Source organism: Polynucleobacter paludilacus, from assembly GCF_018687595.1.
Classification (GTDB): Bacteria; Pseudomonadota; Gammaproteobacteria; order Burkholderiales; family Burkholderiaceae; genus Polynucleobacter; species Polynucleobacter paludilacus.
Window position 1 is genome coordinate 961,887 of sequence record NZ_CP061298.1, and the last position, 24,828, is coordinate 986,714.

Annotated in this window: 21 protein-coding genes and 3 tRNA genes; 6 read left to right on the forward strand and 18 right to left on the reverse strand. The window is 43.3% G+C overall.

Annotated elements, in window-relative coordinates:
* Window positions 1-19: 19 nt before the first annotated feature.
* Window positions 20-448 (reverse strand): hypothetical protein, encoded by a 429-nt coding sequence (locus AOC06_RS05125; RefSeq protein ID WP_215332143.1) that lies wholly within the window; start codon window positions 446-448, stop codon window positions 20-22.
* Window positions 449-492: 44 nt separating this feature from the next.
* Entirely contained in the window at window positions 493-714 is a 222-nt protein-coding gene (locus AOC06_RS05130; RefSeq protein WP_215281929.1) for a hypothetical protein, read from the reverse strand.
* Between the two features lie 210 nt (window positions 715-924).
* Between AOC06_RS05130 and AOC06_RS05135 the strand changes: the two genes are divergently transcribed.
* Window positions 925-1,092 carry a hypothetical protein gene (locus AOC06_RS05135; RefSeq protein WP_215332145.1) on the forward strand — a complete coding sequence of 56 codons (168 nt, stop codon included), beginning with the start codon at window positions 925-927 and terminating at the stop codon, window positions 1,090-1,092.
* 111 nt (window positions 1,093-1,203) lie between these two features.
* Window positions 1,204-2,787, forward strand: a complete 1,584-nt coding sequence (locus AOC06_RS05140) for a rhodanese homology domain-containing protein (RefSeq protein ID WP_215379174.1) — start codon at window positions 1,204-1,206, stop codon at window positions 2,785-2,787.
* Window positions 2,788-2,790: 3 nt separating this feature from the next.
* On the opposite strand, the gene AOC06_RS05145 is transcribed toward AOC06_RS05140, so the two are convergent.
* The 7 genes from AOC06_RS05145 to AOC06_RS05175 form a co-directional block, all read right to left on the reverse strand.
* Entirely contained in the window at window positions 2,791-4,536 is a 1,746-nt protein-coding gene (locus AOC06_RS05145) for an alkaline phosphatase (RefSeq protein WP_215379176.1), read from the reverse strand.
* Between the two features lie 145 nt (window positions 4,537-4,681).
* Entirely contained in the window at window positions 4,682-4,996 is a 315-nt protein-coding gene (locus AOC06_RS05150) for a hypothetical protein (RefSeq protein ID WP_215272507.1), read from the reverse strand.
* Window positions 4,997-5,301: 305 nt separating this feature from the next.
* Window positions 5,302-6,414 carry a formylglycine-generating enzyme family protein gene (locus tag AOC06_RS05155; RefSeq protein ID WP_439650698.1) on the reverse strand — a complete coding sequence of 371 codons (1,113 nt, stop codon included), beginning with the start codon at window positions 6,412-6,414 and terminating at the stop codon, window positions 5,302-5,304.
* Window positions 6,415-6,427: 13 nt separating this feature from the next.
* A complete protein-coding gene (locus AOC06_RS05160) occupies window positions 6,428-7,345 on the reverse strand; it encodes a SphA family protein (protein ID WP_215379180.1) in 918 nt (305 codons plus the stop codon).
* Between the two features lie 64 nt (window positions 7,346-7,409).
* Window positions 7,410-8,921: an arylsulfatase gene (locus tag AOC06_RS05165; RefSeq protein WP_215379182.1), complete on the reverse strand. Its 1,512-nt coding sequence runs from the start codon at window positions 8,919-8,921 to the stop codon at window positions 7,410-7,412.
* Between the two features lie 32 nt (window positions 8,922-8,953).
* Window positions 8,954-10,381 (reverse strand): arylsulfatase, encoded by a 1,428-nt coding sequence (locus tag AOC06_RS05170; RefSeq protein ID WP_215379183.1) that lies wholly within the window; start codon window positions 10,379-10,381, stop codon window positions 8,954-8,956.
* A 290-nt stretch (window positions 10,382-10,671) separates the two neighbouring features.
* A tRNA-OTHER gene (locus tag AOC06_RS05175) sits at window positions 10,672-10,745 on the reverse strand.
* Window positions 10,746-10,829: 84 nt separating this feature from the next.
* On the opposite strand from AOC06_RS05175, the gene AOC06_RS05180 reads away from it, so the two are divergent.
* Window positions 10,830-11,858, forward strand: a complete 1,029-nt coding sequence (locus AOC06_RS05180) for a site-specific integrase (RefSeq protein WP_215379185.1) — start codon at window positions 10,830-10,832, stop codon at window positions 11,856-11,858.
* A 331-nt stretch (window positions 11,859-12,189) separates the two neighbouring features.
* Window positions 12,190-14,499: a DNA primase family protein gene (locus AOC06_RS05185; RefSeq protein WP_215379187.1), complete on the forward strand. Its 2,310-nt coding sequence runs from the start codon at window positions 12,190-12,192 to the stop codon at window positions 14,497-14,499.
* Window positions 14,500-15,007: 508 nt separating this feature from the next.
* On the opposite strand, the gene AOC06_RS05190 is transcribed toward AOC06_RS05185, so the two are convergent.
* Both AOC06_RS05190 and AOC06_RS05195 read right to left on the reverse strand, forming a co-directional pair.
* Window positions 15,008-17,818 (reverse strand): BPTD_3080 family restriction endonuclease, encoded by a 2,811-nt coding sequence (locus AOC06_RS05190; protein ID WP_215379189.1) that lies wholly within the window; start codon window positions 17,816-17,818, stop codon window positions 15,008-15,010.
* Between the two features lie 2 nt (window positions 17,819-17,820).
* Window positions 17,821-20,664 carry a site-specific DNA-methyltransferase gene (locus AOC06_RS05195; RefSeq protein WP_215379192.1) on the reverse strand — a complete coding sequence of 948 codons (2,844 nt, stop codon included), beginning with the start codon at window positions 20,662-20,664 and terminating at the stop codon, window positions 17,821-17,823.
* Window positions 20,665-20,771: 107 nt separating this feature from the next.
* Here AOC06_RS05195 and AOC06_RS05200 point away from each other — a divergent pair, with 107 nt between their 5' ends.
* On the forward strand, window positions 20,772-21,089 hold the full coding sequence (locus tag AOC06_RS05200; RefSeq protein ID WP_215379195.1) for a hypothetical protein: 318 nt from the start codon (window positions 20,772-20,774) through the stop codon (window positions 21,087-21,089).
* Here the strand turns inward: AOC06_RS05200 and AOC06_RS05205 are convergent, their stop codons facing one another.
* From AOC06_RS05205 to AOC06_RS05215, 3 genes are read right to left on the reverse strand one after another with little or no spacing between them, the layout of a single operon-like run.
* Complete coding sequence (locus tag AOC06_RS05205; RefSeq protein WP_215379198.1) at window positions 21,090-21,404, reverse strand: hypothetical protein; 315 nt, start codon at window positions 21,402-21,404, stop codon at window positions 21,090-21,092. It lies immediately after the preceding gene.
* Window positions 21,405-21,407: 3 nt separating this feature from the next.
* The gene (locus tag AOC06_RS05210; protein ID WP_215379201.1) at window positions 21,408-21,998 is read right to left on the reverse strand and encodes a hypothetical protein; all 591 of its coding nucleotides are present in this window, start codon (window positions 21,996-21,998) and stop codon (window positions 21,408-21,410) included.
* A gap of 48 nt (window positions 21,999-22,046) precedes the next feature.
* On the reverse strand, window positions 22,047-22,217 hold the full coding sequence (locus tag AOC06_RS05215) for a hypothetical protein (RefSeq protein WP_215379204.1): 171 nt from the start codon (window positions 22,215-22,217) through the stop codon (window positions 22,047-22,049).
* Between the two features lie 76 nt (window positions 22,218-22,293).
* Here AOC06_RS05215 and AOC06_RS05220 point away from each other — a divergent pair, with 76 nt between their 5' ends.
* Complete coding sequence (locus tag AOC06_RS05220; RefSeq protein ID WP_215379206.1) at window positions 22,294-22,539, forward strand: helix-turn-helix domain-containing protein; 246 nt, start codon at window positions 22,294-22,296, stop codon at window positions 22,537-22,539.
* 282 nt (window positions 22,540-22,821) lie between these two features.
* On the opposite strand, the gene AOC06_RS05225 is transcribed toward AOC06_RS05220, so the two are convergent.
* The 4 genes from AOC06_RS05225 to AOC06_RS05240 all read right to left on the reverse strand — a co-directional run bounded on the left by AOC06_RS05225 (window position 22,822) and on the right by AOC06_RS05240 (window position 24,819).
* A tRNA-Arg gene (locus AOC06_RS05225) sits at window positions 22,822-22,898 on the reverse strand.
* A 36-nt stretch (window positions 22,899-22,934) separates the two neighbouring features.
* Window positions 22,935-23,011: transfer RNA gene (locus AOC06_RS05230), tRNA-Pro, on the reverse strand.
* Window positions 23,012-23,072: 61 nt separating this feature from the next.
* Window positions 23,073-23,978 (reverse strand): polyphosphate kinase 2, encoded by a 906-nt coding sequence (gene ppk2 / locus AOC06_RS05235; protein WP_215379208.1) that lies wholly within the window; start codon window positions 23,976-23,978, stop codon window positions 23,073-23,075.
* 73 nt (window positions 23,979-24,051) lie between these two features.
* On the reverse strand, window positions 24,052-24,819 hold the full coding sequence (locus tag AOC06_RS05240; RefSeq protein ID WP_215327935.1) for a lysophospholipid acyltransferase family protein: 768 nt from the start codon (window positions 24,817-24,819) through the stop codon (window positions 24,052-24,054).
* Between the last annotated feature and the right edge of the window lie 9 nt (window positions 24,820-24,828).

Genomic DNA, 24,828 nt, shown 5'->3' on the forward strand with positions numbered 1-24,828 from the left:
TCCTTTAAATATCCCTGTATTAGGGATTTGGGCAAGGCATCAAGGCGCCTGTCTTTTGATGCAAGACCCCTTTGCACTCGGGATTGGCCATCAGACTCGGTGATATGACTTTGGCTGAGGATCCAGAATTACTCACGCTTGCTTGGGGTTTATTGTTCTCAGTATTTTGCGGTGTAATTGGGGACGTTGCCCCACTTACATTGCTTGCTGGGGCTTGGGTCGCATTACTGGAAGGCATGCTCGAAGGCTGCACATTTTTCTGGGTTACCACAGCGGGCTGCGCCTTAGGCGGAGTTGGACAAGGCATTAAGGCACCCGTCTTTGCATTCATGACAGGCGGGCATTGTGGGTCAGCCTCCAACCTGGCCTGAAACTTATCCATACTTGTGCAGGCTGTTAAGCCAAGCAGGGTTGAGAATGTCAGGGTCGGGACGAGATATTTTGTCATAGTGGATCTATTTTACGAAAAGGCAGTAAGCCACTGGGCTAAGCTCAATCAAGCTCATCCGAAAGGGATGGCTCAATAACCTGGGATATCTTTTTGGGTTCTGAGTGTGACAAGCCACCAGCCTGAATACGATAGCTGCAGTCTTTGGCATGATTTTCTAGTAGTCCAAAAATCTCAGTAGTGGGAATTTTGCAAAAGGCGCACTGATAAGCATGTAGATGACCCTCAATTTTTTCTTGAGGGTAGTCAATGTAAAAAGGTTTCATCGTTTTATTCCTCTCTTTTTATTCTCGACTGGAATCATTCTGTCGCTTTTGCACATCAATAGCAATCTTTTTTAGTGAATTGATAGACAGGTCATCTGGGCTTGATCACACTGCGCACAACTAATGGATAAACGGAGCGAAATAATTCATCACCATATTAATTAGTTTGCTCTGCTAGTCCTTAGGTCACAAACCTAAAGTGAGGAGGTAATGATGAAGATCCACCATTACGTTGCTGAAGCTGATGATTATTTTGATGAGTATGCTGATTCACTGAAATACCAGTTATTAAAAGACCGTTTAATTTGGCAGCACCAAACTCGCAAAGAGATTCATCTGGAATACCAGATGTTTGACGACGATTGTGACTTTGATTGAGTTAAAACTGGATATTTGCAGCTCAGCTAAGCCTTGATTTAGGGTATTTTTTTATCCTCCTAAAAATATGTCATGATCATGCACTTGATCAGTTGACCTATTGCGCACCCCATGAATACCAAAGATTACGCCTTCGTTAGAGCTAAGTTAGTTAACAAGGAAGAAATTGCTTTTTTGGATGTCCGCGAGGAAGACCCTCATGCACAAGAGCATCCCTTATTTGCAGCCAACTTCCCGCTCTCTCGCATCGAAATTGACGCCTATACCAAGTTGCCCAAAAAAGAGGTTCCGATTGTCACTCTAGATGATGGTGAAGGCGATGCACAATTAGCGGCTAATCGATTGATGGCTTTAGGCTATTCCGATGTAGCCGTCTTTGCTGGTGGCGTTAAAGAATGGAAGCGCTCTGGTGGTGAAGTGTTTCGTGACGTCAATGTTCCCAGTAAATCCTTTGGTGAGCTGGTTGAGTCTAAAGTCCATACCCCTTCCCTATCTGCTCAAGAGGTAAAGCAACTGATTGATTCAAAAGCGGATGTTGTGGTCGTAGATGTGCGTCGCTTCGATGAATACCAAACTATGAGTATTCCAACGGGTATGAGCGTACCTGGAGCTGAGCTGGTACTCCGCCTTCCAGAGATTGCGCCCAATCCTAAAACCAAAGTCATTGTTAATTGTGCTGGACGAACCCGGAGCATTATTGGTACTCAGTCCCTCATTAATGCGGGCATTCCCAATGAAGTCCATGCCTTGCGTAATGGCACGATTGGCTGGAAGTTAGCAGGCCAGGTCTTAGACCATGGTCAATCACGCAAGTTCTCTGATGTCAGTCCCGCAACCGCTCAAGAGGCACTCAATCAATCTAGAAAAGTTGCTGATCGAGCCCATGTCAAACGTGCCAGTAAATCTGATCTGAAAAAATGGCAACAACAATCTGATCGCACCACATATTTCTTTGACACGCGCACTCCTGAAGAATATGAAGCTGGCCATCTACCAGGCTTTCGTTCGGTACCGGGTGGTCAGCTTGTTCAAGAAACGGAGATGTACGCCCCCGTAAGAGGCGCCCGCATTGTTTTGGTAGATCCCAGCGGGGTACGCGCCAATATGCCAGCCTCTTGGCTAGCGCAAATGGCATGGGATGTTTATGTGCTCGATGGTATTGAAAATGGTGATCTGACTGAGAAAGGAAGGCCAGCCCTGGCTCTCCCTCTGCTTCCCAAAACTCAAGAGATCGATGCTCAAACTCTACATAAATGGCTTAGTGAGTCCCATACGGTTGTAGTCGATTTGAGTACGCATCAGAATTACTCCAAAGGACATATTCCAGGCAGCTGGTTTGCACTGCGCTCTTTACTGAAAGACGCGCTCGCTAAATTACCCAAAGCAGAACGCTATGTTCTGACGAGCAGCCCAGCCGAGCTGGCCATCTTCACCACTCCAGAATTTGCTGCCCTAACGCAAGCCTCGGTTTATGTCTTGGCTGGTGGCAATAGCTCGTGGCGTGACGCTGGCTATGCAATGCAATCAGATCAACTGAATCTAGCCTCTCCCACAATTGATCGCTATCAACGCCCCTATGAGGGCACCAATGCAACCCCAGCATCAATGCAGGCCTATCTCGATTGGGAATTCGGTCTTGTCGAGCAATTAGGCAGAGATGGGACCCATCATTTTTGGGTTATGGACCCCCTCTAGGATTTATTTTTGCCCTAGTCCCAAACTTTCGGCGATGACTTTAAAGACTTTGGTGTTGTCCATAAAGCCTTTGAACTTATCCGAATTTGGGCCGGTTGCATTGAGCACAGCATCATCAGCCGTATGAACCCCAGTCTCTTGATTGACCGGCAGATTACCGCCCACGTGAATCGCATCTTCTTGTTGCTGCAGATATTTAGGATTTGCTACATAAGTGCCGTCGGCTGATTTGATAGCAGGTACAAAGGTGCCGTCCAATTTAGGGTGCATCGTTTCGTAATGGTCAGGATAGTTGCCATAGAAAAAGGCAAGGCGCTTGGAGACATCAATCTGATTAGGATATCCCTCGACATTAGCTTTTGGGTAATTGGGATAGCCTGCCTCAGCATAAGTCCCCACCTTCTCTCTGAGTGGTCCTGGCTTAGCATCGTTTACTACACCGCTAATTGAGCCACTATGCGTATGATCCGGAGTCACAATAATTAAGGTGTCTGGATGGGTCTTGGCAAAATCTTTTGCAATCTGCACCGCATTACTGAGCATGATCGTATCAAATGCTGCGCGCTCCCAGTCCAAAGGATGATTGAACTTATCAATCAATGCAGCCTCAACCATCAAGAAAAATCCATTCTGGTTCTTTGAGAGCACATCTAATGCAGCCTGAGTCATTTGCGTTAAATCAGGCTGATTGGGATATTCCATGACGGTATTCTTTTTCAAGAAGAATCGATCTAAAGATCCGTCCATATTGTCTGGATGAAAGACGCCAAAGAGTTTTTTGGTTGCGGGATTTTGCGCCTCACTCATTAGCTCTTGTTTAGTAAATGCCAATTGATAGCCGTTTGACTTAAATTGATCGACTAGATTGTTTTCATCTTTACGCTTTGAGCCCTTAGATGATTGGGGATAGAAGTAAGCTGAACCACCACCTAAAATGACCTCTGCTCCGCTAGCCAATAGCTGGTCGGCAATATATTGCTTATCGGCACGACGTCGTGTGTGTGATACGACCGCACCTGGGGTGGCATCCTCTAGCTCAGCATCAGACACAATGCCCACGGACATCTTTGTTTTGCGCTTGATGAGCTCGGCGAGAGTCTCCACTTTTGGATGGGCTAAGTTATCAGTAGCTCTAGATACATACACTCCCATGGCATTGACTGCTGTTTTATGGCCAGTCATATAGGCACTCATGGAGTTTGCCGAGTCTGTAATTAATGAGTCAGAGCCTGAGGTTCCAATCAAAGCAGTATTGGGCATATCGTCAAATGACAATACGTTTTGATACTTACCTTGGATGATGCCCTTGGAGAGAACTCTTGCGGCCGTTCTATTGGCAATGGTCATCCCATCGCCGATGAAGAAAATGACATTCTTCACTCTGCGCGGGCCGCTAGCATACACATCCCAAGTCACTTTAGCGACCTCATCACCCGCTTTAGCGTCAATCATCAACTTACCCGCCTGCTTTAACTGAACATCTCGATAAATAATCGAGCTGCCTTTACCGTTCTCATTGGCAATGTATTCTGCAGGAACCGAAATCACACTCTTGAGTGGAGCGCCATTGACTGTGAGTTGAATATCGTCAGCGGGTACAACCGTATTGAACTCCACCTTAAGATCAAATTTAGAGCCCAACAAAATGCTTGCGTCATTAATTGGATAAATCGTAGCAGCATCAATTGCGAACGATTGAGTAAGCACCAATGCAGGGAGAGCAAACTTCAATACAGATGAAATCTTCATAATGGTCGTCTTGAGATATGAGTAGAAATTGAGCTAACTTTCAGCTATTAATGTGACTGAAATATGACAGGGTGAATTGGTGGCCTGCCCAGCACGATTCGAACGTGCGACCCCCCTTAGAGGAGCGTTATCCATCAAGGAAAGATTAAGCTCTGACCCTAGCCTCGGTCATTGCTATCAGCTCAGCCTCGGGCAGCTTGGATCCAACAACATTCTTCATTAAATAAACAATGACTTCACATGCAAAGGCTCTGAGCCTCTCTCTGCTAGAGAGATTCAATCCACGAGAAAGGGTAACCAAAACATCGTTGGGATTAATATTTCTGAGATTGGGGTGATCCATCTTGCTGATTTCCATCATGTGGACTAAGGCCTCACCCGCATTGGCATTTTTACTGAAATGAGAGTTATAGGCTTGGCTCATGTTCTGAATGAGATTGGCTTCGGTAATGGCTGCCATAGACTATCCTTAAAAAGTATTGCAAATCAAATTGATTGTAATAATCATTCTATCCAAAAAGTGGGGATGGTTGGGAATGAGATTTTTGACTCCACCTAGCACGATTCGAACGTGCGACCTACGCCTTAGAAGCTGGAAAAATGATATAAATCAATAGCTTAGACAATGACATAAGCCTGGCAAGATCAGGTGTTCGATACGCACCGAGATCTGTGGCGCGGGGTGGAATTGAGTGGATGTCGCGTGGCATGTGCAGGCAACTCGATGGTCAGGCGTGAAATTTGTCGGGTAAACCGACAAAATTACTACTTAGAGTCTTGTACCAATCTAAATCCAAGGTGTGACATTGGACTATATGGATCTGCGCCACGTCTTGCACTTGGACGATAAGACTGGCAGTAATCTTCATTGCATAAAAATGATCCGCCTCGGATCACCCTCTTGGGTGCGTTTACAGGCACACCATAATCATCTGGATCATATGAGCTGCTTGGGCCTTGAGGGTTATTGACTACAACATTACCAAACTCCTTAGCTTGCATAGCAAAATAATCTGAGCGATACCAATCGGCAACCCATTGCCAAGCATTGCCAGTCATATCAAATAGGCCAAAGCCATTTTGTGGAAAGGTTCCTACTGAACTGGTACCGATTGCACCTCCCGCCTTAGGACTTAGGACTGGATTAACTACCGGAAATGCCTGCTTCTTTACATCCCAAATGTTGGCCGGTAACTTTCCTTCTTGCTCTAGTTGATCACCCCATACATAGGTTGCTTGATTCAAACCACCGCGCGCAGCAAACTCCCATTCCGCTTCGGTAGGCAATCGCTTGCCTGCCCACTTGGCATATGCCAAAGCATCCTCGTAACTCACTTGAACTACCGGATGATTCCCCTTGCCATCAATATTGCTTTTTGGGCCGGTTGGATGCCGCCAATTAGCACCAGGCACATAGGCCCACCACTGTGAGTAATCATTGAGATTGACCTTTGCTTTAGTGCCAACAAAAACCATGGCGCCAGCTACAAATACTGAAGCAGGCGGCTTAGGTGTTCCTGGTGGAAGTTGTACACGAATGGTTTCCCAATCAGGAACTTGCTCTGCAGTTGTTTTGTAATTGGTTTCTTTAACGAATTGTGCGAATTGATCATTAGTAACATGAGTGGTGTCCATCCAAAATCCAGATACTTTCACTTTATGAGTTGGCCGCTCATTGGCTTGGGATTTTTTATGATCACTGCCCATAAAAAATTCACCTCCAGGAATCCAAGCCATTCCTTTGGGCCCCTTTATCCCGTCACCCAGAAGAACTTGAGGGGCTGCCTGCTGAGGTTTTGAAAAGAAGTTACTCCAGACCAGATATGCGCCGATTCCTAAAACTGCAAGTACTGTAATCAAAACACCTGTGCGACGCATATTCATCGTCTTGCTACTTTCCCAATGGAATACTGATGGTTGAAATCATGGCATATCCCTCAACCCGATTTTGAGCCCAGAACTCTTTATATGCCCGCAGATTGATATAAGCCTGCTTTTTACCGATATTAAATAGATACCCAACTTGCGGACCAATAGCTGCAACTTGGGACTTGAAGGCACCCAACCTAGCGCCACTTCCAGAGTCAGCAGTAAGCTGATAGTAAACATATCCGGCAATGCCAACCTGCCAGTTTTGCGATACAAATTGAGAGAGTGACCAATCCATATGGGAGTCGATGCCATTCTTATAATTGGTTTGATTATTCATCCAGTTATAGGTTGCGCCCACTACGCTAGAGAATTCAAGGCCGGTAGTGTTGTTCAGATAAGTGTAGCCACCACCTGCGTCCATTGCAGCGTGACCAATACCAATACTAGAAAGACTGCTTGCACTATAGGTGCCCACTGGTATATCGCCGGTCACATAGGTCATGAAATTATTATTGCCTTTATTCCACGCCAAACTGGCCAGGGGATATATATCAGTACTTCCTGTTACCGAATTTGCTTTATTAAATTCAGTATTTAGACTTGAGACGCTTGTAAATGCTGTAGTGGTATTGGAACCAGGACCCCAGCCCACTCCAACATAGGGCTGCCCGCCTAAGATCTTTTCCTCTGCTGAGTATCCCAACTGAAATAAGAAAATGGATTCTCTGGCGCTTAAGCCAGCATTAACACTTTGGCCATGTTGAAAGTTTTTTGATTTATCTGCACTACCACTATAGACATAAGGCATCAATACCAATGACCAACCAGGTTGTGATGGAACTGCAGCCATACTAGCGTATTGACCAGACATCCAAAAGGGAACTCCACCTTCATCTGCCAATACCGATTGCGACGAAAAGAAGCTGAATGAAATCAAAAGAAGTTTAGAAAAAATTCCTAAACTTCTTTTGCAAAGCTGGCTATGCACTCAACATTCCTTCTTAACGCGCATTAAAGTTGGTTAAGTTAGCAGGTGGTGGGTTGGGGAACTTCTTAACCGAGGCAAGATACTCTTGAATTGCTTTGAATGCGTTAACTGAAATTGATTCGTAATTTACTAATTGTAAATCTTCATGCGGATCCATTTCGATGTTGTAAACCTTTGGGTAGTACATTGGAACTGAATTAGCAGCTATGCCGCCAAGCATTTGCTGACCAGTACCCGTACGATTCATATCCCTAAAATACATTCTCCACTGCTTCCAGCGAACCGCTACTAAATCTGCGCCAATAAATGACATTAAATGTTCGCGATTACCTGTTTTGCTCATACCAGTAAGCATATCTAATTGATTGACTCCATCAATGGCTCGATCTGTTGGTAGCTTAGCGCCCAAGATAGCGGCAAAGGTCGGCATAAAGTCCATGATCGAAAACATGGCATATGAAGAGGTATTTGGAGCGATATGACCGGGCCAGCGAATAAAGCAAAAAGTACGAACAGCTCCTTCCGTGGCCTCGCCTAGATCCCCTCGAAACGGCCCATTTGATCCCATGTCAGGAGCACCAAGACCCAATCGATCATAAGTCATCATGTATTGTCCGGTACTGCCATTATCAGAGGCAAAAACCAAAATAGTATTGTCCTCAATATTCATTTCTTTGAGGGCATCCATGATTTGGCCAACGTGATAATCCCCCTCCATCAATTTGTCACCGTACTGACCAATGCGGGACTTTCCAGCGAACTGCTTTGAAGAAAGATTCGGTGAATGACCCATTGAGAATGGCAGATAAAGAAAGAATGGTTTGCCAGCGGCATTCTCCTGCTTCATGAATGCAATAGATTTATCAGTCAATTCATTATCAATCTCTGCTCTGACCTCCATCGTAAATGGCTTTACACGCTCAAGCGGTCCATTTCCCTTTTGCTGAGTAACCCAAGGCCCCTTTTCATATAAAACCTTATCGGGCACATTTGGATAGGAATGTGTTTGTAAAGCTTGTGCAACGTAGGTGGCAGAATCCCAAGAGACATCCGGCGGTAGACCGTAATACTGATCGAATCCGTGAGCACCGGGCAAACTCTGAGGTGATGCACCTAAATGCCATTTTCCAAAAATTGCGGTTGCGTAACCTGCATCTTTAAACAATTGACCCATTGTGTAGGCCTTGCCCGGTAAAGTACTAGGAGTGCCAGCCTCTGCAACAAGTGACAAACCATTCCGAATGGAGTATTGCCCGGTCATTAATGCAGCACGAGATGGTGTGCATGCTGGCTCTACCAAATACTGGGTGAGCTTTAGCCCATTCTTGGCTAATTCATCAGTGCGTGGTGTAGGGGCGCCTCGTAATTCACCGCCACCGTAAGGCCCCATATCTCCATAGCCAACGTTATCAGCAAGAATAAAAACAACGTTAGGTTTCTTTTGAGCAGGAGCAGTTTGTGCAAATACGGTTGGTGCAGCCACTGAAATCGACACGAACCCGATCAGTAATCTTCGTAAAAACATTTCAATTCCTAAGCTGTTATTAATCCAACTACCTATTTATTTGCGTAACCTTTGAAATCTTCGCCAACCTTGATATTGGGATATTTTTTAATACTTGCTTCATAGCCTTCAATCCACTTAAAGCTTGGGGCATAAACCCAACCCAAGGTTAGATCGGTGTACATCAGATTATTGTCTTCATGGGGATCGCTACTCAAGTCATAAATCATTGGAATCTGAGGTTTTACATAAGGCTTTCCAATGGACTCGGGAGATTCTGCGTACCTAAAGATCGTTTTATAGATCTTCCATTTAATTGACATCAACTCCCCATCAATACCAAAGAATGGATATAAGTCTCGGCCAGTCGTTTTACTCTTCCCAAGCATGAAATTCGAGGCATCAACCCCATCGATCGGACGATCTTTAGGAACCAAATTGGATGAGCCAACCATTCCAGCAATTGTTGGCATCCAATCCACTGCGGCAAACATTTCTTCAGTAACCATGCCCGATGGGACGTGGCCAGGCCAGCGAATCATCGCAGGTACACGCATGCTTCCCTCAAATGGTGTGTTGAAGAAATTGCCACGAAATGGTCCATTGGTTGCGCCACCAATCTGAGGACTCGCACCACCTCCAGCGTTATCACTACTGAAGATAAAAATAGTATTGTCTTCAACGCCTGCATCCTTAACAGCTTGCATCACCTGCCCAACGCGATAGTCCATTTCAGCAACGAGGTCTGCAAAGAGTCCACCACGTTGTGTAGACTTACCAGCAAAGTTCGGATTAGCTATTGGTGGCTCATGCATTTCTGAATAACCAACATATACAAAAAATGGTTTATTTTCTGCAGCATTTTTCTTGATGTATTCAACCGTCTTGGGAATAATGTACTTCTCATCAATCACTGGACGAATCTTTAGATCAAGTGGCATGACGGGTTTAGATTTTTGCCCTTTCTTGCCTTCCCAGAGCATTGGAACAGGAACTCCACTCTCTTTAAATAGAGGCCACTGTGTATAGCCAGCTTGATCCCATGTATCGGGGGTACCCCACCATTCATCAAAACCCTGATCATTAGGCATACGGCCTTGCGTGTTACCTAAGTGCCACTTACCGTATAGAGCAGTGGCATAACCAGAATCGGAAAGTAGCTTAGCGATGGTGTATTCCCATGGGGCCATTCCCGCCTTTCCTTGACCGGGCCAAGGAACTGAAGTGGTTCCTGATCGTACAGGGTGACGCCCGGTCATGATTGCAGAACGAGATGGCGTGCACTGAGCTTCAACGTTGTAGTTATTAAAGCGAATGCCTTGACTTGCTAACTTATCAATATTTGGAGTTGGCACTGTGCCGCCATAAACACCAAACGATCCCCACCCCGTGTTGTCAACCAGGAAGTAAACAATATTTGGCTTTTTTTCTTTTGGGGCAGAATCGGATTGAGCAAATACTGGTCCCGCAATTATTGACATTGAAAAAAATCCAATCAAAAATCTTTTAAAGAACATTGAAGATCCCATTCATTTAATTACATATATTAATTAGATTAATTATCGTTATACAGGAATCGGTTTACGGTTCATGTGAGGCGTAGTTACCCTAATGAAAAAGCAACAAGAAACTGGGATTAAAGTGCTTTCCAAGTCAAAATTTGTCGGTTTACAAGACAAATTTACTGATCAACCTACGCCGGCCAAGCTCAGCAATGATTAGCCACAATCGAGCCAATAGATAAGCCTGAAACACTATTAATTAGGAGATTTGGCCTGCCCAGCACGATTCGAACGTGCGACCTACGCCTTAGAAGGGCGTTGTAGACCCAACGGGTCTAGGCAAAAGAAGCAACGAAAACAATCACTTAGGGAGAAATACAAATTGAGATGACGTCATTTGGTCAATTTTTGGTCAACGGAGTCATTTGTGGCAGCCATTCAAAAACGTGGAAAGAAGTACAGAGTCAGAGTTATACGTAGAGGTTTTCCCACTCAATCTAAAACTTTTATTACCCATGCCGAGGCGCTACGCTGGAGCAGAGATATTGAAATTCAGATGGATCGGGGAGAGTTCAAGTCACACGAGGCGGAGAGATCTCGCATGGTGGATAAAAGCATACCCTTTCAACAAGCCGCCCACCACTACCAAAAGACACACTCCATTCACAAGAAGATAGTGCGTTGTGAAACTTCCAGACTAAACATCCTCATTAAACGCTGGGGAGACCTAGAAGTAGGCAAGGTGGATAAACAAAGTGTCATTACTCTGCGAGATGACTTATTAAAGATGGGTCGTTCTGGCGAAACAATTAACCACTATTTCAACACCATTTCAAAGCTCTTTCAGATGCTAAAAGATGAATGGGACATAGATATTGCGAACCCTATTAAAGGCATCAAACGAATGCCGCCATCACAAGGTAGAACTAAACGAGTCAATGTTGAATTAGAGTGCCTACTTTTATCTGGTTGCGACCAACTATCACTCCCCCTACTTCGATCGATTATTCAATTTGCAATCTATACAGGAATGAGACGAGGTGAACTGATGAGACTTACTTGGGCGGATATTGACTTGCCTAATCGCAAAGCATATCTACATCAAACAAAGAATGGTGAGCCACGCCAAGTACCACTTACAAGGCAGGCAATAGCTGTTTTAGAAGCTCTTTCAAAAGATGAAGAAAGAGTATTTCCAATGGGTATGGACGCCTTACGCAGTCAATTTGGACACCTTAAAGAGTACGCAAAAGGTCGATGGAATGGTATTGGAGTAAATCCTTTTTATGACCTTCGTTTTCATGATTTAAGGCATGAAGCACTAAGCCGACTATCAGATGCTGGCCTAAATGTAATTGAGCTTTCTCACATAAGCGGACACCGAACTTTAGGAATGTTGAAACGGTATACACACCCTTCTCACGAAGCTATATTTTTGAAACTAGAAAGAGAATAAGGCTGGGATTTTATATAACAAATCTATCTAAAGATCTAACTTCATGATTTAAATAGATAAGTTCTCCATAAGATGTTTTGAGAGTATTTCTGATTTTTTACCTGGCAAAGAACAGGATAAAAATTTAAGATCTATATCGTGATGATTTATATCATATGACCTATCAAAAGGGGTGGCTGTCCCAGAATGCGTATCGCATAAGAAAAAGCCAGCGGTAGCTTAGGTGATGATGCCGAAAGCAGCGATAAAAAGATTGGTCTCCAACATGCGTTGGGGGTCGACTATTGCCTGCTGATCTCCAACATTTTTAATAATGTTTTAGGAGATTTTGATGTCTTTTGTATATTCACGGGGTATAAACAAATTTGATAATGCCCCCACTCAATTAACAGTTGCCAGCTTTAATGAATTCGCTGATGCAGTAGCAAATGATAAAAGTCTCACTAAGGGACAAGCCTATATATGCGCAGCCCTATCCAAAGGCGTGCACTACGAAAGACCTAATGACTTCATTGGAGTTGAGCACTGGCGACTTGCTAACTACGGACAGCCCCGTCGATTCCTAGCCTTTGATTTTGATGGTTTTGAGAGTCCCAGTGTATTTAACAATACCTGTGATTTTTTTAGTCAATTTAATTGCCTGATTTATACAACTGCCTCTCATACGGAAGATTCACCCAGAGCTAGAGCACTCGTTGAGTTAACCCGGGAAATTCTTCCGGCGGAGGGCGAGCAATTAGGGGCGGCGGCAGAAAAACTTATTGAATCAAGCATTGGAATCCTATTAATTAATTTCGACTCATCTGTGTATCGTGCAACTCAGCCCATATACACACCTCTAATAACATCCAAAATTATTAGATTCAAAGGAAGCTCACTATCAGTTGATGAAATATTAAAAAAATACTCTTTAAATGTAGGACCTACATACAAAAATTTAACGCCGGTGCTAGATGTACATTCATCCACTCCAGAAACCCACGAAAATATCGAAAGATTAGAATCTGCACTATCCGCAATTCCAGCCGATATTGATAGAAAAACTTGGTGCAATATTCTTTACTCTATAAAAGCGCATGGATTTCAGTGCGGAGAACAAAGGGCAAGGGATTGGTCAAAAACTGCTGGTAACTATGATAAAAAAATAAACCCACAGGGATATAGTGAAAAAGCATTTGATGACGTTTGGAAATATTCACCACAATCAATGGGCACTGGAACTCTATACCACCATGCAAAGCAATATGGCTGGAGCGGGTATCAGAAAGAATTGTTTCCATTAATCCAAAAATCCAATGATTTAGATACATTTGGCGACGTATTTAATGGGCGCTTTTTTGCAAATGAGTTTAGAGGAAAAATGATCTATTGCTACCCAAAGTCTAAGTGGCTAAAGTTCAACGAAACTCGATGGGAATGGTGCGAAAAGGGAGAGGCGCTGCAGGCAGCAAAGAATATTGCCTCAGAAATTGCTAAGCATGCGGGGATAGTATTTGGCAAAGATCCCGCTAACTCAAACTCAAAGAAACTAATCCAACACGCACAAAATTCTCAGAACATAAATCGTCTAGAGGCAATGCTACAAACTGCGGCGTCTGAGCCAGATATGGGGATTGGTAGCTTAGGAGAGCTTGATAAAGACCCAATGTTATTGGGCTGTAAAAACGGTGTGATTGATTTAAAAAGTGGTGCTCGCCTGAAACCAGTTCCCTCGATGCTCATCACAAGAGAAGTATCGGCAAATTACGATCCTAGTGCCAAGTGCCCAACATGGCTAGACTTTCTAAATCAATGCTTCCTTGGTGATGCGGATACGATCGACTATATACAAAAAGCACTTGGGTACTCTCTAACAGGATTGGTATCTGAGGAAGTTCTGCACTTTTGCTTTGGAATGGGGCGTAATGGTAAATCAGTTTTTGCAAATGTTCTAACCAAGATTATGGGCGACTATGCAATGACTGCTCCAGCAGAGATGTTGATGAGACGAGATAGAAGTAGTGCAACTAATGATATTGCCAGGCTTTGTGGAGCAAGACTTGTTTTGGCAAATGAGACCAGAAGCGACCAAAGATTTGATGACTTAACCATTAAAACCTTAGTAAGCACCGAAAGGATTTCGGCGCGATTTTTACATCAAGAATTTTTTCAATTTTGGCCAACTTTTAAAATTTGGATCCGAGGAAACCATAAGCCCGTAATTACAGATGACTCTAATGGGGCTTGGCGAAGAATCAGACTAATACCCTTTGAAAATAATATTCCAGAAGAAATGGCAGACCCTAATCTAGAGGAAAAACTGCTTGCTGAAAGGGATGGGATTTTGCTCTGGATGGTTCAGGGTGCATCCAAATGGCATGCTGAGAGACTAAAACCTTCGGCACAAATTAAAGTTGCCAGCAATCAATATAGAGCGGAGTGCGATATTTTGGGTGAATTTATTTCTGAAAAATGTATTCTCGATCCCCAACAAAAAATCTCACAGCCTCATCTCTGGGGTCAGTGGGAGGTGTGGGCACAACAGAACGGCTGCTTTCGTGGGAGTAAAAAAACATTCACTAAGCGTCTGAAAGAACGAGGTATAGGGGCAGATGGGTATATAGCTAAGGAGAGGGCTTACACAGGAATTGCAATGATTTAGCCACAACAACCACAGGATATAGGGTTATTTACATAAAACACTCTAGAGAAATAATCTTATGAGGAAATATGGAACCCCCTCCCTATCCTGTTATTTCAGTTGCCCGGCCTTTATATGAGGTGAGCGATAAATTCACTATTTTGTGCATGTGCAAGGGAACAGCAGCGCAAATTAAATACATAGGATCTAAGATGCCATTACCCAATATAAGAAACAACTGTGCTTTACAGTGTCACGCAAAGGCAAAACATACTGGAAACCAGTGCCTTAACTTAGCCGCTTATGGTGGACGGGTTTGCCGATTTCACGGTTCTAGAAAACCAAAATCAATACTAAGGGGATCCCAGCACCCAAATTACAAGCACGGGAGGGAAACGCTTGAAGCTAAAGCCAAGAGAAGCGCTGGTTTAACTCGGCTACGAAAAATTGAAGACGTTATTGTTGAAGGTAGCTTTTACAAGATCCCCCGCTCCAAAGGACGCAAACCAACCGGGTACTAACAAAAGGTCTATCCGTGTTTTAGTAAAACATCTTGAACTTTAGCCATATCCGTTACAACCTCAAATTCCCATTGACCAAAGGACTTTTGCTCATTAATTGCAGCAATTAATTTTCTGGTTACGGACCATTTAGCCTCTTCCTGCTCTGTAACTTGACCCTTCACCTCTAAAAGCAAAGTCTTTCCACTGGCTAGCTTAATTAAATAGTCTGGTATGTATTTGCGTTTTGAGCCATTCCACATGTAATAAATGAAAAATCCAAGGTGATCATTCTTTGCATATGCATCAACAACCTCCTTCATTTGCGGACTCTCAATGACATTAGCTACGTGAGCCTCCCATGCGGCATCAACGACTAAATTATTTATTTGTGACTTAGTAGTAGGTTGGCAGGGTTTAGTTGTGTACCAGGTCCTCATGTTTGCAGTTGAGCCAATAGGATTCTCTTCGTCATAAATTAACTCTAAACTTTCCTCATTCTGTTCCACCAAATAGCGCATTAAATGTTCAACAATTAAATCAATGCTTAATGCTATAAGAATTCGCTTTTTCAATGGCTCTTGATGAAAAATTGATGGGATTTCTAATTTATTAGTCTTAACAAATTCTTCAATTATCTTTATCAATTGGAATGCAAGATACTCTTTACTACCCTTGTAACCTGTGCTGGTTTGCATGAAAGCTTTTTGGGCGGCTTTGAATATCAAACGTTGTAATCTAAATTCTTCAGGAAGCTTCTCAAGGTCAATTTCACTAATCATGTCCCAGTTAGTTGCGCCACCAATTGCGGGGGCAAGCTCCACTGAAAGGGGAATCCTCGAAGGGTCTAGTTTCAAAGGAAGAACCGCATTAAAATCTACGACTAACTTAGGTTTAATTATTGAATCGACACGAAGAACGTTGGGCCATTTAATTTCTAAGTTACCTCGCTCAAGCATCGATGCGATTTGAGTTGATGGTTTTGGTGGTGGCGGAGCCGTACCGTCGCCACTATCATCTTGAAATATAGATAAAGGCACACCGAAAATATTTACATATTCAGGTGTAAATAACTGCCTCTCTACTCCATCGGGTCCTATAACAGTTTCCGTATCGTAGCCTACCCGCCTCAAACCTCGACCAATAACTTGTTCACAAAGTAGTTGGCTGGTAAATGCTCTGAGCCCCATGATATGAGTAACGTTTTTTGCATCCCAACCTTCGGATAACATTGCAACGGAGATTACATTTTGTAAATTTGAACCAGCCGTATCAGGTTTGCCAACCGTATCGACAATTTCACGCAAATATTGCTCTTTCTTTTCAGAGAGCAACTTATCTTTCTTATCAGAAGCCATTGGAGACGCATCAATAATGCTAATAAGCTTTGCTTCGTAGTCCTTATCGGCTGTGGCAGACTCTCCAATTTCTGCTTTCTCTAATACCTTACTGTCAACCCGCAATGTCTTTAGTGGTGCCTTTAATTCAGGCCAATGACAGTCGCCATTGTTAAAGAAGTATTCGATCCTTGCGGCAGTTTCAGTTTTGTTGCATACGGTGAGCATTACAGGGGGTGAGTTATGACCTGCATCACTCCATAATTTCGCCGCTTCGCGCCAATCCGCACCGAGCAATGTATATGCCTGCTGAACTAATAAGGGTAATGGCTCATGCTCTTCTGCACCACGACGAGCAAAATCGTCTTTAACTGCATCATCACGATAGAGGTGATATAGCTTGGGTTTTAAAGTAGAAGTATCAGGAATAATTCCATCACGAACTACTACGCGAGGAGTTTTAACTAAACCAGCTTCAATTGCATCATTTAGACCGAAGTCGCTTAATATCCAATCAAATAAACCCTGCTCAGTATTTGTTCTTCCCGTTGGAGCAAAAGGTGTTGCAGATAAATCAAAGCATTTTTGAATACGGATTTCTTTATTAATGCGGTCCAAGCCCTCAATCCATCGAGTAGCCTCTTCAGGATCAAAATCATCATCTTTTTTAACTTTAATATCAGCCGGAATGCGATAGGCATGATGCGCTTCATCGTTAATGACGACGATATCTTTGTAATTAAATAACTTTCCCAATACTCGTCTGCAAAATGCTTTATCACTTTCAGCGCCTTTTTTAACAACACTTTTTTCTGATTGCTTCAAAGGCATTAATGTGTGCCAGTTCTCTATAAGGACTTCCGCTTGATTGAGTTTCTGCCTTAAAGCATCATTCGGACAAAGTACAAATTCGTCATAGTAGTTATTTGGTCCACTGGGCAAGAGAACCTGTAGCCGCTCCTTTACAGTCAATCCAGGGGCGACAATAAAAATTGCTCTTGAAAAATCCTTATTGCGTTTTGGGTAAGCCAAAGCATTAAGAACTTGCCAAGTAATGATCATAGCCATTACAGTTGTTTTACCGCTTCCTGTCGCCATCTTGCTACAGAGTCTTCTCCATTCCCCGCCATCGTTAGGCAAATGAATGCCTTGCTTATAGCTATTGGGGGCCTCAGTCCACCAAATCAATGTTTCAATTGCTTCTAGTTGGCAAAAGTAAAAAGGTAACATCCGCGCAGATTTGTCATTCCAGTGCGCCAGTAAATTGCGGGTGACGCTTGTAATGCCCGCATAGTCGTCAGCACGCCACTGATCTACGCGACCACGAATTTGATTAACTAAATCTAGCGATTCAGTTCTATGCGTATTGTGGCGTGTATCAAAAATTTCGTATCCAGCAGGTCGCCTACTTGATACCAGATCTAATCCACCGCCACCACGCTTGGGTGTCCAGTAATGAGTGGGGCACTCATATGGCGAGTTAATGATTAAAGAGTTGCCCATTATTAATCCTCTAAATCGAGAACTTTTAACGACTCAATACCTCGGTCATCAACAATCTTTACAGCAATTCGCTTATTTTCACCCGCTTCAAAAGGGATCGAAATAGTGCCGCCAAATTTTGCTAAAGATGACTCATCTAATTCTGCCTTAATTTCCTTTTTCAGCTTGCCCCAACCATCTTTAGAGGCTGCCATTGGGAAAAATACTTGTCGTGGAAATAAAGAGCGGCTGTCGTAATCGGTATCAAGCATCCAAGATGCAATATTTCCCTTTCCACCGCTAATTAATTCGCCTTTGGCTGTATCAAAGTAATCAAAACCATGGACTTCTACCTGCCATAAGTCATCTTTGATTTTTTTGATCGCAACATCTGGCTGCCCCATTAACCAGAAGGACTGATTATTACTTTTCAGTTTTTTCAAGTCATCAGTTAATAAGTCGGCATTCATTTTGACCTTCAGAGCAATGATGCCTTTAGTGCTATCTATATCCTTTGCGGCCTCTGGATCAAAATCGAAGGCGCAAAAAATAATAATTTTTGGCCTTGGGAAAAGTTCCCCAGCCTCCCGCATTGCCATCTCAACATGCCGCTGCTCAAGCAATGAGTATTCAGGACCAAAACTGACAACTACTCTTTCACCGGTATCCGCTACAACGCCTGTAGCATTCAAATATTTAACATCAGGCAATGGCTCAAGATCGACAAGTTTAATTATTTGAGCATTCTTACCGCGTATTCCAGTTTTAATTAGTTCGTTACGCCAGTCATTCTGTCTCTGGCTTTCTCCTGATCTGGATATTGTTTGGTCAACATCAAGAATTGGAGCCTTCTCGTCTAGTGAGGCCACCATCGGTGAGGGGACAGCCTCCACGGTAAATGGTCCCGAGATCCGTAGTTTCGTCTTATCTATTAATGGCGAATCAATCAGTTGGTCTTGATCGGCATGGGATGAAATTGATGCATTTATTAGCTCCTGCCTTTGTTTAATGACTTTTCTTAATGCTTCAATATTTTCTATGAGCGCATTTGAGGAATTGTCTAAATCAATAGAAAAAGGATAGTCCTCCTCAGTTAATTCTTTATCTGATTTGTAGTCTGCATTTATAGCGACAAGCAATTCTTTAATTTCATTTTCATAGCGTGTATATATCTCTCTAATTTCTGGGTTGTTCGCTATTGATTTCAATGTAACGTGAGGTATCGCTTTATAAATAAACCCACCTTTTAAACCTTCGTTAGGATATTTCAACTCGAAATAATCAAAACTAGCTGTCATTAATCTTTGTTTTGCTAGGGTAAGAGCCACACGAGATGTGTCACAAGTAATCCACCGTCTACCCAATTTTTCAGCTAAGGTTGCTGTAGTTCCAGATCCACAAGTGGGGTCAAAAACTAAATCCCCAGGTTCAGTTGTCATCAAAATGCAGCGCTCAATAACCTTTTCTGCGGTTTGCACGACATACTTTCGATCAACCTCTCCACGAGTATCTGTCCATAGGTTACTCAATTCAGAGACACTGTAGTCATCCAAATATAGTTTGTAGCGTAAAGTATTTGCTTGACCAAAAATACGACCCGCCTGCTGCAGGGTCTTCATTCCATCGGGCGTAGTTGCCCAACTTTTACCAGCGGACGGTTTAAATTCCTTGCCCTTGCAAAAGACTGGAAAGTCCATGGTTTGTGAATAGCCCGACGACCTTGCGTCCATTGGCAAGAATAACTTTATTTTATTTTCATCTAGAAATTTGGAATTCATTTCTGATGGTCTTAATGATCTGGTAGAGCCATCCGGAAACTCACCCCAGTTGTATAAGCTATTTTCATCAATATTTTTATTTTTATATAGCTTATTGAATTTGACTTTTTTAATGTCTTTGCAGTACCAAACAATATAATCAGCAGGATTAAAGAGCTTTGCACCACCTAGTGGCATATTTTTTTTAGTGAACAATATCTCCGAGAAAAAGTTTTCTGCACCAAAAACTTCATCTAGTAAATTTCTTACCAAATGAACGTTTTCATCAGAGATTTGTATAAAGATACTGCCGGTATCGTGCAATAGCTCGTGCGCAAGTTTGATTCTGTCACGCAAGTAGGTGAGATAGGAATGGATTCCCAATTCCCAAGTGTCTCGAAAGGCCTTGATCATCTCTGGTTCTTGGGTTAAATCTTCATCTTTTCTATCTTTAACCTCTTTTTTGTCCACAAAAGGTTGAAAATTAGAACCATACTTAATGCCATATGGAGGGTCAAAGTAAATCATTTGAACTTCGCCCGCCATACTTTCTTTTTGAAGTAGGCTATTCATTACCAATAAACTATCGCCTGCTATTAAGCGATTTGCCCAACCTCTATCATGCTTATAAAAATCAATTGCATCGCGTAGTGGTAGATTTTCAAAAGGAGCATTAAATAGCCCTAATTGACCAGATGGTGCAGATTTTGATTTGTCTTTTTTGATTTCTTTTCGCACTGCAGACAAAATACTTGCAGGGTCTATACGTTCGTGCACATGAAGAGAAACAGTATCAACTTCAAAATTAGTTTTCTCCGCCTTTCCTGCCCATGCAAGATAGGGCGATTGCTGTCGTTTTAGCTGCTCTAGAGCTGCAATCATGACGTCATAGTCTTTTGATTGCAAAGCATCATCAATTAACTGCTCTATGTGAGAGCGATTTCCGTCGTATGAGATCGATGGATCTATATGTGGATCATATTGATACTTGGTTTTTGGCTGGTCTGGATCAGTATCTGGATTAACGACGCCAACCTCAGGGTTATTTTTGCGTCGATCCGAGTGTCTGTAACTAAGGACTTCGCTTTTCGGGGTTTCTTTTTTGGCCATAAATTCGCTATTTTTGGGTATTTCTTTAGTTTATACGGATGGTAAGGCTTATTCCGTTTACTTTAAGGCTACTATATTTCTATTATGAAAACTATATAGGAACGGATATGAAAAACCTGACCAAAACCTATTTGATGGCTTATTTAACCGCTTTCGCAGGGCTTACCTGTGCCCAAGCAATATATGACACCAATGGTCAGTACAAGGGGTATAGCCAGACCAGTCCAAGCGGGGTTACCAATGTATATAACGCTCAGGGGCAAAACCTTGGTTCTTCACAAGTTGATAATAGGCAGACTAATTACTACTCCCCCACTGGCGCCTACCAAGGTACAAATACTGCAACCCCATCACCGCCCCAGATAAACACAACCATTAACGCCCCTAGACAGGCACCCCAAGCACCATCAATCAAGGGCTGGTAACTACTTCCGCTTTGGTAAGCCCATTGGCATCTTGACCTCTTGAAATGGCCATTCCCCTGAGCCAGATTCATAAGCTTTAATTTTGGCAATCATTTCTTCTGTATACATGGGGTGCGCAATACAAGCACCCGATTCCCATGCTCGATCAATTTCTTCATCGGAGAGACATAACTTCACCTCTCGTTTGCATTCATTGCAGAAGTTAATCATGGGGTTATCTGTCTTATCAAGCAAATCCCAGTCAAGCGGGCATTGATACTCAAATTCACAGTTAATTTCACAGTTAACAATGGTAGTTACTTGAATATGATTCATTTACTATTTTTTGCACTCCCCCAAACTTTTCATCATTTTTAGAAAGTTCGTTTTTTCACCTGTTACCGACTCAAGCTCAAACGACTTAGCCCTATCATTTACATTTAGGCATGTAAAGCGCCCAACGGTGTTTTGAGAGCCGTATCCAGTACATCGAAAGCTACCCACAGACTCTGTTTTGTCTTTTCTTGCATACCCCTTTAGGGTTACCTCAATTAATCCAAAAGGTAAGTTTGACTGAACGTATGCAACTAACTTATCACCTGCAGCAGCTTCATAAGTAAGTCTATTAATGCTGGCATTAAATTCGCCATTTCCAAGATAGCCAAGAGGAGTCTCGAATCTTACAGACCCTTCTTCAGTAGACAATATCTCCTTATTTCCACACTTCACTTTTTTTGCGCTTTCCCCCTTGGGAAATTTCATTCTGCATGCATGTGCCACCATCGCAGCAGCAGCATCAGACTTTGCATCCTTCACACCTTCCAAAACACAATCTTCAAAATTATTTGGGCCAAAAGGAGACCATGCAAACGCATGATTAATACTCAGCACCACTGTAATCAGAAAGACTTTAATTAATTTTTTATACATCTTAGTTTGCTCATTCCTCGGCTTGAGTTGGCGGATTAAAGGAAACGGTTATTTCTTAACAAACTTGTCAATAATTAAACCCACTAATCCCCCAGCTATGCCAAAAGGAAGAGCAAAAGCCAAAGCAGTTTCCACAGTTCCGTGACCGTTCCCTGGATGCACTAATCCAATAACTACCCCAATAAAGAAAAGTATCAGCGTAAATTTCTTAGCACCCATTACAGCCCCATATAAATTAGTAATTGGGTATCATCTCCCGTGGTATTAAAAACGTCAATAGGCAAATATCTTGCCTATGGCCAAACCCTCACCTTCCTATAGCGGACTACAAGAACTGGTGTCATTAGGGCTTGCAATTAAGGAATTGCGCCTTAAAGCTAATCTGTCTCAAGAGGCGTTTGCGGATGAAGTGGGAATTGATAGGAGCTACATAGGAGGGATTGAGCGTGGCGAACATAACGTTGCCCTAATTAACCTTATAAAAATAGCCTCTGCATTGAATATGACACTTGCACAGCTAGCCCAGAAAGCAAAACTTTAGGTTTCGAATCGACTGCGCAAAATTCAGTGCATAGTCTAGTCTAGGTACCATTCTGAGAATTTGTGCCTATGGGTATAGCTGAATTGGCCTTCCTAGATTTTTCACCCCCCCCCCACCCCCTCCAGCATGCGCATCAAAAGCCTCTGAACTTGGTCAAATTTTGGTCAAACAGCAAGTACATCTGGTCAAAATTGGTGTATAAATTGAATCTGGTCGGCGTTATCTGTTTTTGAGATTTACACCCGCAAGCCTTTGTTTTACTTGCTTCTGGCTTTGATTTTTTGGCCTGCCCAGCACGATTCGAACGTGCGACCTACGCCTTAGAAGGGCGTTGCTCTATCCAGCTGAGCTATAGGCAGATTGCTGGTATTAGTTTATGGCTAAATAGAGAAAAGTGGTCGGAGTACAAGGATTCGAACCTTGGACCCCCTGCTCCCAAAGCAGGTGCGCTACCAGGCTGCGCTACACTCCGACGGAATCGATATTTTACACGGATATCGATAGCGCAGGTAATTTCCAGGGTTTTGTGGGATTTAGTAAATCTCGGGGACGTACATCTGAGGCGGGACGGGGCCGCGCAGGTAGTCGGGGTTATGCACTCGCTCAGGCAAATGAATCTCCGGATGCGGGATTTCGGTATAAGGAATCTGTGAAAGCAAGTGATTGATGCAATTCAGACGCGCTTTTTTCTTATCATTGGCAGCAACCACCCACCATGGAGCCTCAGGAATATGGGTTCTCTCCAACATGGTTTCTTTAGCCTTGGTATAGGCTTCCCACAAACGACGTGACTCTAAGTCCATCGGACTGAGCTTCCACTGCTTGAGAGGATCATGAATGCGCATCATGAAGCGGTTGTATTGCTCTTCATCGGAGATTGAGAACCAGTACTTAATCAAAATGGTTCCGGAGTTGATAATCATGCGCTCCAGATCAGGCACTGTTCTTAAGAAATCTTCATACTCAGCATCGGTACAAAATCCCATGACATGCTCAACACCAGCGCGGTTATACCAGCTGCGATCGAAGAGCACGATTTCTCCGCCGGCAGGCAGTTGAGAGATGTAGCGCTGAAAATACCATTGGGTTTTCTCACGCTCATTAGGTGCTGGTAATGCAACGACTCGGCATACACGCGGATTGAGTCGCTGGGTAATGCGCTTAATTGCTCCGCCCTTGCCTGCTGAATCACGACCTTCAAAAAGAATTGCGACCTTCAACTTATTGGCGACTACATAGTCTTGCAATTTCACGAGCTCGCCCTGAAGACGAAAGAGTTCTTTGAAATAGGTTTGTCTTGGAATAGAAGATGTAGTACCCGAGTCAGCGGAGAGACGCTCGTCGTCCATCTCCATCTCCAGTTCCTCATCCATGCTGTCAAGAATCTCTTCTTGCGCACGTTGATACCACTCAGCCATTTCTTGATGTTTTGCACTCATTTTTTGCCCTTTGTCCTCTGTGTTTTTTATCTGAGGAACGTGTCAATATTGTTACATACCGCATTTGTATTATTTATATAGCAGCAGAGATGGCCTGATAGCTATGCTGGCAGAGGAGCTTTCGATCAAGCACTTGATCTGCTTCGGCTTTTAAGGGCGGCAAGAAATGCAGCGTCACACCCAGATCAGGGCTTTTGAGTATCAGGGCCATCGATTCCACTAAACCCATATCACCAATGAAGGCGGTTGCTAAACTCCGCTCACCCGTCTTCCGCGAATGGTAAGAAATCGCCAATGACCAAACTGGGGTATTGGCGATTGCAGCAGGCTCAAACAGATTGGGCTTAAAGGGTAAAACTGTTTCACCACTCGATGAGGTTCCTTCCGGGAAGATGCAAACCGATTCTGTTTGCAGGACTTCAGCCATTTGAGCTACGACCTGACGGGCATGCCTTGCGCTATCACGCCGAATAAACACAGTTCCCAATTGTTTAGCCATCCAACCAAAGATTGGCCATGTGGCTACTTCAGACTTCGCTACAAAGCGCACTGGCTTAAAAGAGTTAATCACGTGGATATCGATCCAAGAGATATGATTCGAGACCAATAAGTAAGGAGTGCTTGGCAAGAGCTCACCACCCTCCACCATCAGCTGCAGACCAAAGATCTTCAGCAGCCTTTTGCACCACTGTTGGATGTGATGGTCTTTTTGCTGTCGATTGAGAAAAGGAAATAACACTGAGAGTGTCAGCACCCCCCGAATAGTGTGAAGAATGATGAGCAACCACAACCCAAGGCGCAGGATGTATGGGGTTTGCTTAGTTTGTGTTTGGAGATTCATAACAAGCAA